Source organism: Geofilum sp. OHC36d9 (assembly GCF_052400685.1).
Taxonomy (GTDB): Bacteria; Bacteroidota; Bacteroidia; order Bacteroidales; family Marinilabiliaceae; genus CAZHHH01.
Genome location: NZ_JBQTGJ010000003.1, coordinates 317,706 through 329,339 on the forward strand (window position 1 = coordinate 317,706; position 11,634 = coordinate 329,339).

The 11,634-nt window shown below is 43.3% G+C and carries 10 protein-coding genes; 8 read left to right on the forward strand and 2 right to left on the reverse strand.

Translation table 11 applies throughout. The annotated features are described in order from the left end of the window. Positions 1 to 125 precede the first annotated feature (125 nt). Positions 126 to 416 (reverse strand): helix-turn-helix domain-containing protein, encoded by a 291-nt coding sequence (locus ACT3CD_RS06215; RefSeq protein WP_444643958.1) that lies wholly within the window; start codon positions 414 to 416, stop codon positions 126 to 128. 282 nt (positions 417 to 698) lie between these two features. Then, positions 699 to 1,043: a type II toxin-antitoxin system RelE/ParE family toxin gene (locus ACT3CD_RS06220; RefSeq protein WP_444643960.1), complete on the reverse strand. Its 345-nt coding sequence runs from the start codon at positions 1,041 to 1,043 to the stop codon at positions 699 to 701. Between the two features lie 907 nt (positions 1,044 to 1,950). Here ACT3CD_RS06220 and queC point away from each other — a divergent pair. The 8 genes from queC to ACT3CD_RS06260 all read left to right on the forward strand — a co-directional run bounded on the left by queC (position 1,951) and on the right by ACT3CD_RS06260 (position 11,369). Next, positions 1,951 to 2,634 carry a 7-cyano-7-deazaguanine synthase QueC gene (gene queC / locus ACT3CD_RS06225; protein WP_444643962.1) on the forward strand — a complete coding sequence of 228 codons (684 nt, stop codon included), beginning with the start codon at positions 1,951 to 1,953 and terminating at the stop codon, positions 2,632 to 2,634. 1 nt (position 2,635) lies between these two features. Then, positions 2,636 to 3,505, forward strand: coding sequence for a 7-carboxy-7-deazaguanine synthase QueE (locus ACT3CD_RS06230; RefSeq protein WP_444643964.1), 870 nt, complete (start codon positions 2,636 to 2,638; stop codon positions 3,503 to 3,505). 29 nt (positions 3,506 to 3,534) lie between these two features. After that, entirely contained in the window at positions 3,535 to 4,416 is an 882-nt protein-coding gene (locus ACT3CD_RS06235) for an NADPH-dependent 7-cyano-7-deazaguanine reductase QueF (protein ID WP_444643965.1), read from the forward strand. Between the two features lie 175 nt (positions 4,417 to 4,591). Beyond that, complete coding sequence (locus tag ACT3CD_RS06240) at positions 4,592 to 6,046, forward strand: nicotinate phosphoribosyltransferase (RefSeq protein ID WP_444643967.1); 1,455 nt, start codon at positions 4,592 to 4,594, stop codon at positions 6,044 to 6,046. A gap of 23 nt (positions 6,047 to 6,069) precedes the next feature. Next, positions 6,070 to 6,690, forward strand: coding sequence for a bifunctional nicotinamidase/pyrazinamidase (gene pncA / locus ACT3CD_RS06245; protein ID WP_444643969.1), 621 nt, complete (start codon positions 6,070 to 6,072; stop codon positions 6,688 to 6,690). Positions 6,691 to 7,777: 1,087 nt separating this feature from the next. Further along, positions 7,778 to 8,998, forward strand: a complete 1,221-nt coding sequence (locus ACT3CD_RS06250) for an MFS transporter (RefSeq protein WP_444643971.1) — start codon at positions 7,778 to 7,780, stop codon at positions 8,996 to 8,998. A 1,237-nt stretch (positions 8,999 to 10,235) separates the two neighbouring features. Continuing rightward, positions 10,236 to 10,514: a hypothetical protein gene (locus tag ACT3CD_RS06255; RefSeq protein ID WP_444643973.1), complete on the forward strand. Its 279-nt coding sequence runs from the start codon at positions 10,236 to 10,238 to the stop codon at positions 10,512 to 10,514. Positions 10,515 to 10,637: 123 nt separating this feature from the next. After that, positions 10,638 to 11,369, forward strand: a complete 732-nt coding sequence (locus ACT3CD_RS06260; RefSeq protein ID WP_444643975.1) for a DUF6261 family protein — start codon at positions 10,638 to 10,640, stop codon at positions 11,367 to 11,369. Positions 11,370 to 11,634: the final 265 nt, after the last annotated feature.

The window sequence follows — 11,634 nt, forward strand, 5'->3', positions numbered from 1 at the left end:
GGATGTGTAAAAGGAGAAAGTTTTGTAACTAAAACTGGATTTCACCATGGCAATAACATGCCGTGACTATAAAATAGTATAGCGCCACCCATTGCTTCCTGGCCGTCTGTTGGCACGCCGTAGCTTTATCCTATGGAGATATTTAAATGTTTCCCTAATCCAATTTCAATCAATTTGTAGTATGTTGAAATTTGGATGTCACTTTGTCCACGTTCAATTCTCGATATATAACTTTTTTTTGTTCCTGTCCTTTCTGCCAGTTCCTCCTGAGTAATTTGAGCCTCTTTTCTGGCTTCCTTGAGCATAACTCCAAGTCTAAAAGATAATGAATCAGCATCATACTTATCTCTAGATGGAGTGCCTTTTACACCAAAATTGTCAATTAATAAGTCTTCAAAATCAGTTATATTTTTCATATGTTTATAATTTGTTTTTCAGTTGCCATATGGAACTCGCCGGGATAATCATACTTCTGTGTGTGAATCAATTCCCATGGCTCGTTTCATATGTTTAAATTTATCTTTCAATGGTCATATGGAACTCTCGATGAATTTTAATCATTCTCCTGTGTGTATTTTAGAATGCTAAAATTCATGTTCGTTTCATATGTTTATAATTTGTCTTTCAGTTGCCATATGGAACTCGCCGGAATTAATCATACTTCTGTGTGTGAAATTACACTCATGGCTCGTTTCATTTTATTGTCCTCCATATTTTTCTTTCAAATACTCTTTTTTTAATTTTTCAGCCATCTTTATCTCTTTTTGCGGAGTTTTACGGGTTTTCTTAAGAAAGCAATTGGTTAGCACAACAAGGGATCCTTTGTCTTGAAAGCATAAAATCCGAATACTTTTAAAAGTTGTGATTACCCGAACTTCCCAAATTCCATCTGTATTTTCAAGTAATTTGTAAAATTTCGTTGGTACTTGGCTTTCAAATCTTATTAAATCAAGAACATATCCAATTTTCTCTTTAATTTTGGAATCCTGATTTTTGTAAAAGTTTACAAAGTGATCCTTATATACAATTACTTTTCTAATCATTGCGTAAAGTTAACTAATCGGTTTACTTTACCAAATTCAAATCAGGACTTTTTGTAGTATATCTCTCTTGCCTGAGTCACAGCATCCTATTAAAATTGTTATGATTTACAGCGAATAAGCCTAATTTGTGTTTGTCTATAAAGTCAACTTCTGCGTTATGCTTGTCATAAAAACAGTCATTTACGAAAAGTAAACGCCTTGATTTTTATGACCTCACAAGCCTTGTATTTTAACTTTATACTTTAAAAACTTAGTTTATGGACAGACACTAATTAGCTAGATGTCTTAAAAAATAAGCTAAAAGCCCCCCTTCCCACAATACCGCCCAGAATGAACACACCCTTCCGGAATTTTTAAAGACAACCATCAAAATTGCTGAAAATTTACGCCCACGTTATTTCACGTTTTTTTATGGTTGGGTGCGCAAAATCAGTTATCTTTGCGCCGCTAATGAATACAGACAGTTCGAAACCATCCTGTCTTTAAATAAAACTATGGGCCATGGCGTTCATGCGCAAAAATGCCGATGAAAGGGTTGAATGTCTATTCACCTCCTTCCATTCTGCTTTTGCAGATGTTTTTCAATACATCTCAATACTACTCCACGTTGCCTTTAGCTGTTTATTTAAGACGAGGTTCTGTTTGCATTCATCCTGCTGATTGTTTAAAAAACTAATTATTGTTTATAAGTCGGATGAAACCTGTTGCTTGCTATTTAGTGTCTGTTCAGAAAGTCGGGAATTTGAGCTGAAAAATTCAAATTCAAGGCTTACGCCGCTCAAGAAATGTGAATTTACATTGGTAAAAAATCATATTGAAAGCGAGCGAAACGAAAGAATTGACACTATTTACTTTGATGATTATCATTTTGCCGGCAGGCGCGGTTTGTCTATAAATATCATAAAAAATGAGCAAAAAGGCTGTTATATTATTATCGGGCGGGTTAGACTCGGCCGTAGCGCTTTGGCTGGCCAGGAGCGAAGGTTTTGAACCCCACACCCTGAGTTTTAACTACGGTCAACGGCACGACAAAGAGATTAAAGGAGCGGCCATTCTGGCCCAAAAAGCAGGCGTTCAAAATCACCGGCTGGTCTCCATTAACATTGGACAATGGGGCGGCTCGTCCCTCACCGACAAAAATATGAATGTGGAAGATGGCGACATCAGCCGTACCGATATTCCTGTGACCTACGTCCCGGCCCGCAATATGGTATTTCTTTCTGTGGCCGCCTCCTACGCCGAAGCCATTGGTGCTCAGGACATATTTATCGGCGTAAGCGAAGTCGACTACAGCGGTTATGTGGATTGCCGGGCTTCTTTCATCAACGCCATGCAAACGGCGATTAACCAGGGCACCGTGATGGGCGCCGAAAAAGGACTACCCATTACCATTCACGCCCCGTTCATACATAAAACGAAAACGGAAGAAATTCTTTTAGGGCAAAAACTGGGAGTCCCCTTCGAAAATACCTGGAGCTGCTATCGCGGGGGTGATGAACCATGCGGCACTTGCGACAGTTGTTTGCTACGCGCAGAAGCATTTAGAAAAGCCGGGATGGCAGACCCCGCCATCAAATCAAAGAAAATTTAATATGAAGATGGATAACAGTCAACTGGTGCTGGCCAACGAAGGCGTTTTTCCCATCACCAAAGACGCGCAAGGAAATCGGTTGAACGACCGCCCGGCGACGGGCCTTTCTGTGTCGGGAACCATTCAGGGCGAAGGAATTATGGCTGGTGTGCCCTCGCTTTTTGTGCGGCTGGCGTCATGTAATCTTCGTTGCATCTGGGAGTTACCCGACGGCACCTTAAGCCGTTGCGACACGCCCTACGCCTCATTCGAGGTGAAAACCATACAACAACTGAGTGTTGACACCGTTTTTGAACTGATAAAACAGAATCAGGGAAACCTGAAGCATCTGGTACTGACAGGTGGAGAGCCTTTGCTGCAAAAAAAACCGCTGACGATGCTGGCCAAAAGGCTCAAGCAGGAGCTCGGCCTGCATCTGACCATGGAAACCAATGGCACGTTGTTCGACGATGATTTGGCGCAATACATCGACCTGTTTAGTGTGTCGCCCAAGCTGACCAACGCAACGCCCAATGCAAAAAAGATGGAAGCACTGGGACTGAAAATGAATGGCCCTGCCGATTTTCATGCCGAAAAACGTTACAATCTCAAAGCACTCCAGTCATTCATCGATTTCTCACGATCAAATCATAAAGCGATACAGCTAAAATTTGTTGTAGCCAGGGCAACCGATGAACAGGAAATTATTCAGCAATATCTGCAACGACTAACCGGCTGGCAACCCGAAGATATCATGTTAATGCCGCTGGGAGCTAATCAGGAAGAGTTGAAACAAACGACTAATTTGGTGGTTGAGATGGCCATTCGTAATGGCTGGCGCTATACCTCACGAATTCACATCGATTTATTTGGCGCCATAGCCGGTGTTTAGCCCGATGACCGATCAATAATCACGCTACTATGAAAAACGAGCTACCTGAAGCAAAGGTATTGGGAAAACAGGTCAATTATCCCAACCATTACCAACCTGAAATATTGGTGGCAGTGCCGCGCGCTCTCAACCGCGAAATGTATGATCTGAAAAATGAACAGCTTCCTTTTGTGGGTATCGATGCCTGGCACGCCTACGAATTAAGTCTGCTCACAAACAAAGGACTACCGGTTACAGGCGTTCTGAAAATTGTTTATCCCGCCGACAGCCCCTTTTTGGTGGAAAGCAAATCGCTGAAACTCTACCTCAATGCCTTCAATATGGAGCGGTATGGCAACAACCGCGACGAAGGCGTGAAAAAGGTTCTTGATATTATTAAAAACGACCTCGATAAACTTCTGAAATGTAACACCCAACTGTCGTTTTTTAATCATAACACGTCATTACAAACGTCTGATTTTCCCGACTATTCACTTTTGGAAGAGAGTCCGGACGCAGAACAAATTACGTTTGATACTTTCGCCGAAAATCCCGATCTGCTTTTGTCATGTGGTCATGGTGGCAGCCTTAAAACAGCGACTCACCTGCTACGCAGCAACTGTAAAATAACACATCAACCCGACTGGGGCTCGGTTTTTATATATCTGAAAGGGGCTGCTTTGCCCGGGAATAACAGTCTGTTGAAATATATCGTTTCCATTCGCAGTGAGAACCATTTCCACGAAGAAATATGCGAAATGATATACCAGCGTTTGTGGCAACGTTTTAAGCCCGAAGAATTAATGGTAACCTGCATCTATACCCGACGGGGTGGCATTGATATTTGTCCGGCCCGCGCCAGTCATTGGTCGCTGTTGCCAAAAAAACTATCCGCCTCACACATTTTGACCAGTAAATTATTGAGACAATAAAAACAGGCCCGGCAGATGCGCTAAAAACAAAACGTATCGCTTATGGCAATTACCAATACAAAGACCGTAAACCAATCGTTTCAATAAAAAACATTGAACGGATGAGAAAAATTTTGTCTTCGGGTCTGTTTTTTCTCACATTTACACGGGTATAACTTCATCAAAACATAATTTCATGCAAACATCAGCTCTGCTCACCGACTTGTATCAGCTAACCATGGCCTATGGCTTTTGGAAAAATAATTTACACAACCGTCGGGCGGTGTTTCACTTATTTTTCAGGGAAAACCCTTTTAAGGGTGGTTACACCATAGCCTGCGGACTGGATCAGGTGGTTGAATTTTTGGATCATTTTTCGTTTACGGATGAAGAGTTGGGCTATTTGTCGACCTTAAAGGATCAAAGCGGACAACCCATGTTTGATGAAGAATTTATAAAATACCTGTCACAGCTGTCGTTTACCTGCGATGTGCATGCCGTGCCCGAAGGCACCATTGTATTCCCGCATGAGCCATTGCTGAGGGTCACCGGCCCCATCATTCAATGCCAGCTGGTGGAGTCGGCACTGCTGACCTTCATTAATTTCCAGTCACTGATAGCCACCAAGGCCGCCCGTATCGTTCTGGCCACCAAAGGCGATCCCATCATGGAATTTGGCTTACGCCGTGCCCAGGGTATCGACGGCGCCCTGTCGGCCGCCCGTGCTGCCTATATTGGAGGCGCGGCCGGAACCTCCAACGTACTGGCCGCCAAACAATACAACATACCGGCTTTGGGAACGCATGCCCACAGCTGGGTGCAGGCTTTTGATGAGGAACAGACGGCCTTTGATACGTTTGCCGACGCCATGCCCGGCAATACCGTATTGCTCGTCGACACGTACCACACCCCTACTGGCATCGATCACGCCATTAAAACGGCCAAGCGAATGCTGGCCAATGGTTATCAGATTAATGGTATTCGGTTGGATTCGGGCGACCTCGCCTACCTGAGTCAGCTGGCCCGCCGAAAGCTCAACGAGGCAGGCCTCCCATTTATGAAAATTGTTGCTTCCAACGATTTGGATGAACATCTCATCACCAGTTTAAAACAACAAGAAGCGCCCATCGACATCTGGGGCGTGGGCACAAAATTGGTTACGGCCTATGACCAACCCGCACTGGGTGGCGTTTACAAACTCTCGGCCATCGAAACGAAACCCAACCAATGGGAAGACCGCATCAAACTGTCGGAACAGTCCATAAAAGTTAATATACCCGGCTTTCAACAGGTGAAACGGTTTTTTAAAGACAATGATTTCTGTTGCGATATGATTTATGATGAAAGGGATACGCTGCCTTCAAAAACTGTTATTATCGACCCGGCCGACCCTGTTCGGACTAAAACCATCGATATGAAGGACACCCATTCAGCCGATTTACTGACGCCCATTATAAAAAACGGAACTTTCATCGGCACACACGAAAGTGTTCAACAACTTCAAAACAGAACAAAAGAAGGTCTTTCGTTGTTAGACAAAACGCACCGCCGATTGGTTAATCCTCACATCTATCCCGTTGGGCTGGAACAACAATTATTCAACCGACGCATGGAACTAATTCTTTTTTATAAAAAGAAATATTTGTCTTAGTTTCAAAAAATAATTATAAACAGATGCAAGCACTACTTCTCATTGATATCCAAAACGATTTTCTGCCGAACGGCGCTTTGGGTGTGCCCGATGGCGATCATATTATTCCGGTCATCAATAATATCCAGCATAAATTCAACTGTATTATTGCAACACGCGACTGGCATCCGGCTAATCATGGTAGTTTTGCCTCCAACCACGTTAACAAACAACCCGGTGAGGTGATACAATTAAATGGGCTGACACAAATACTATGGCCCGATCACTGCATGCAAGGTAGTCCCGGAGCCGAGCTCTCGCCCCGGATTAATCAATCTCTTTTATCAAATGTGATATTTAAAGGGACCGATCCTGACATTGATTCGTACAGTGCTTTCTACGATAATGGCCATTTAAAAGAAACAGGGTTACAGGTCTACCTGAAGCGCAACGGCATTACCAGCCTGTATGTTGCCGGACTGGCCACCGACTATTGCGTATACTACACCGTGCTCGATGCGCTTAAGCTGGGTTACGCAACCACTCTCATTACCGACGCCACCAAAGGCGTCAACATCCACCCCAACGACTCCCAAAAGGCCATAATGAATATGGAAAAACAAGGCGCACAACTCACCACCTCCGCCCAAATTCTGAACGACTGATTATCGCCAAACCGAAAACTTGATTTGCCACTTCGGCGTGTCATCCGCTCTTTTTTTGTCAGCGAATTAACGCGAATTACCACGAATTTTTATTGCTGCGCCACATCGCGCGCTGGCGGTTCCCCCTCAAGGGGGTCAGGGGGCATGCGTGAGGGCCGTTTAAAAATATTGGATAATACAACAACCAATCAGTATAAAATCCTTGATTTATCCTTCATTTTTGTCAGCGAATTAACGCGAATTACCACGAATTTTTTTGTGCTCCGCCACATCGCGCGCTGGCGGTTCCCCCTCAAGGGGGTCAGGGGGTCAGGGGGCATGCGTGAGGGGATTTGAAAATATTGGAGAATACAACAACCAATAAGTATGTAAGTATTGATTTGCCCTTTCAGGGTGCTAATTAGGTCGATATTTTTCTACCCAAGGCGTTGCCATTGGGCTGAATTTAGTTGGGCTTTCAGCCCGAAAAATAATAAAGTATTTGCATTTGCCTATTAATGAGTCAGCAAGAAAATACCATTTTTTCGTTACGTTCTCTTTTGTCAGCGAATTACGCGAATTAACGCGAATTTTTTGAGCTCCGCCACATCGCGCGCAGGCGGTTCCCCCTCAAGGGGCTCAGGGGGTTAGGGGGCATGCGTGAGGGGATTTGAAAATGTTGGAAAATATAACAACCAATAAGTATGTAAGTATTGATTTGCCCTTTCAGGGCGCTAATTAGATCGATGTTTTTCTACCCAAGGCGTTGCCATTGGGCTGAATTTAGTTGGGCTTTCAGCCCGAAAGACAATAACGTATTTGCATCTGCCTATTAATGTGTCAGCAAGAAAATACCATTTTTTGTCAACGAATTAACGCAATTTTTTTTTGCTCCGCCACATCGCGCGCAGGCGGTTCCCCCTCAAGGGGGTTAGGGGGTCAGGGGTCAGGGAGCGTGTTTTTATTTCAAACACTTAGTTTATAAAATAAACTACACAACGATTGCAGAATTATTTAAAGTCGCTTTTTCTTTCTCTTAATTAAAACAACTGTTGTTTTTCTACATAAATTGGTTTTATTGTCGGGCTAAAAGCAATTTCTTTGTAAAATGATAAATCACACATTCAGTTCATTCAAAAATCGAAACTACCGGTTGTTTTTTGTTGGACAGTCAGTTTCGCTAATGGGAACCTGGATGCAGAAAACAGCTGTCAGTTGGGTTATTTATTCTTTAACACAATCCAAATTCATGTTAGGGGTATCGGTTTTTGCAACCCTTTTCCCAACCGCTTTGGTGTCGCTGTATGGCGGCATCGTCGCCGACAGATACAGCCGTTATAAAGTTTTATTATCAACGCAGGTACTATCCCTGTTACAGGCCATTTTATTAACCCTGTCAATTGTATTTTTCAAACAATTTGCCGTTTGGGTCATCATTATATTAAGTGCCGTGTTGGGTGTCATTAATGGATTTGATATGCCGGCACGTCAATCATTAATACGCGATTTAGTTACCAATAAAGCCGAATTACCCAATGCTTTGGCCTTAAATTCGTCCATGGGTAATTTGGCAAAACTGATTGGTCCTGCCATTGCCGGTTTTGTATTGGAGAAATTCAGCGACACCGTCTGTTTTGGCCTGAATGCCGTCAGTTTTATTCCGGTAATTTTTACATTGCTCTTAATGAAATTACCAAAACCAAAGTTAAAACCAAACGCAGATAAGAACCTGAAAAAAGAGTTTACCGAAGCAATCAATTATATAAAAAGCAAACCCGAGATCAATTCAGTCCTCATTTTTGTTAGTATTATGGGTTTTTTGGTTTTGCCTTTTACCACACTCACCCCTGTTTTTGCCAAAGATATTTTTCACGGCTCAGCTTCTACCCTGGGAATAATTGATGGGGTGATTGGATTTGGGGCGCTAATAGGCGCTTTGTTTTTAGCCTCGTTAAGACAAAGTGCTAACCTAAGCAAAGTACTGGCCATCAACACCGTGATATTCGGGGTGGCACTGGCGCTCTTTTCGCAGATAGTGATTTTACCGATGGCTTTGCTGTTTATTACGATTGGCGCATTTGGTATGATGTCGGTGAGAACCATCAGTAATACCATCGTTCAGATCCATGTTCCCAATCGTTTTCGTGGCAGGGTGATCAGTATTTATTTGATGATATTATCGACAACAATGCCCCTTGGAAGCCTGCTGATCGGCGCTGTTTCTCATTACATTGGCGTGCAAATGACGGTTTTAATCGAAGGATTTCTGGCATTGGTCATTGCGGCTTTCTATGGCCGGTATTTAATAAAAGTGAAAAAAAGACAATGACGTATTTGCTTCAGCCTGTTAACTAATGTCAGCAAGAAAACACCATTTTTTGTCAGCGAATTTTCACGAATTAACACGATTTTTTTTGTGCTCCGCCACATTGCGCGCAGGCGGTTCCCCCTTAAGGGGGTCAGGGGGCATGCGTGAGGCGGTTTTGTAAATATTGGAAATACGCCAAACAATCAGCACCGAAAACTTGATTTCCCCTCAGGACCTCATACCATGATATTGTCCAAGGCTGAAAGCCTTATAGCATTAGCACGGGGCATCGCCCTGTGTTATGATATTCCATGGTTTCATTGCCCTGAAAGGGCTAAAGCCAAAAACAGATTTATTCATATTTACGCCGCAATTGATCTCCTGTTTCTAAAGACATATTTTAGTGTGGTCGGTCTACCCGATAATTTCTTTTAATATTATATGTTATAGCCACCCCTGGAATAAATTGTATCACTGTCTGGCTTACGCCTTTACAGGGCTATGTTATAGGGTCGTTCATATTCATAGGGCGTTGCCCTATGCTGTTGCTTGTCGCCCTTTCAGGGCTTATAGGTGGTTGTTTACACAATCTGACCGGGGTGTCACCCACTCTTTTTTTTTGTCAGCGAATTAACGCGAATTAACGCGAATTTTTTTGTGCTCCGCCACATTGCGCGCAGGCGGTTCCCCCTTAAGGGGGTTAGGGGGCATGCGTGAGGGGGTTTTGTAAATATTGGAAATACGCCAAACAATCAGCACCGAAAACTTGATTTCCCCTCAGGACCTCATACCATGATATTGTCCAAGGCTGAAAGCCTTATAGCATTAGCACGGGGCATCGCCCTGTGTTATGATATTCCATGGTTTCATTGCCCTGAAAGGGCTAAAGCCAAAAATTAATACATCCATATTTGACCACGTAGTTGATATCATATTCCCAAAGCCATTTTTTGTCAGCGAATTAACGCGAATTAACGCGAATTTTTTTGTGCTCCGCCACATTGCGCGCAGGCGGTTCCCCCTCAAGGGGGTTAGGGGGTCAGGGGGCATACGTAGGCGGTTTTGAAAAAATCAGATAGGAAGGTTTGATTTGCCCTTTCAGGGTGCTAATTAGGTCGATGTTTTTCTACCCAAGGCGTTGCCATTGGGCTGAATTTAGTTGGGCTTTCAGCCCGAAAAATAATAAAGTATTTGCATTTGCCTATTAATGAGTCAGCAAGAAAATACCATTTTTTTGTGCGCTCATTTTTGTCAACGAATGACGCGAATTATCCCGAATAAAACGGATTCTTATTGCCCCGCCACATTGCGCGCAGGCGGTTCCCCCTCAAGGGGGTCAGGGGGCATGCGTGAGGGTTTAGGAGAGTATTATAAATACAACAACCAATCAGTATATGTAAGCTTTGATTTGCCCTCAGGACCTCATACCATGATATTGTCCAAGGCTGAAAGCCTTGTAGCATTAGCACAGGGCATCGCCCTGTGTTATGATATTCCATGGTTTCATTGCCCTGAAAGGGCTAAAGCCAAAAATTAATAATGCCTTTTTCAGACGACCACACCCCCATCCCATTTTAATCTTGACATTTTTAAAATTTTTTATAAATTTTGTGTATTGTTTCACAGTTCAATATTTTATTAACCTCAAAAACACCCACCTATGATTGAAAAAATCATACAAACGAGCCGCATGACAGAGGTCGATGCATCAGCATCTCTTATTTCATCGGCTTACAGAAGTTCAGGCCTGACAGACGACCCCCACCTGTCGGCCATCATGAAATCGATTCAGGAACTCTCCGGTCCTTTTAACAATGCCATTAACCGCATAAAAAGCGAATCGGAACTGGAAGAAAAAGACGAATTACGCGACAATTCCATCAGAAGCTTTTATTACCAGGTGCTGGGTTACACACACCACTTCGACAACAGCATTAAGTCGGCAGCTGAAAAAGTGATGTCTGTGTTTAACCATTACGGACTAAAAACTATTTCAGATAGTTACGCCACCCAATCGTCGCTGGTTAATTCCATGATTACCGATTTAAGCACCCCCGAAATGACGGATAACATTGCGCTTTTATCGGGCGTAGCCGAAAGTCTGGCTAATATTAAAACGGCACAGGCAGCCTTTGAGGCCAGTGACCTCCTCTTCGAACAAGAAAAAGCCAAAGAAACTTCCGTGGAAAATGCCACCACAATTAAAAAACAAATTGTTCAGCTCATCAACAACAAGCTGGTGGTTTACTTGCGGGCAATGGTTGCCGTCGATGAGGAGAATTACAGTGAGTTTGGCGAAGTTGTCAATCAAATTATTTCGAACAACAACATCACTGTTAAAAAACGATCCAATAGTTCCGACAAAGATGATGAAGATGATGCAGCGGAATAGGCCATTCAAAAACGCCTGATAGTAATCCCCGGAGCAACCCTCCGGGGATTTTTTTGATGCAAAAAACATAGCGGAGTATAAATCTCCGAAATCTGTTAAAGGACCTCGTGTAGATACCTACATTGCTTCCCCGGCAAAAAAGGACGTCGTGTAGATACCTACATGGCTTTCCCGGCAAAAAAGGACGTCGTGTAGATACCTACATGGCTTCCCAGACAAAAAAGGACGCCGTGTAGATACCTACATGGCTTCCCAGACAAAAAAG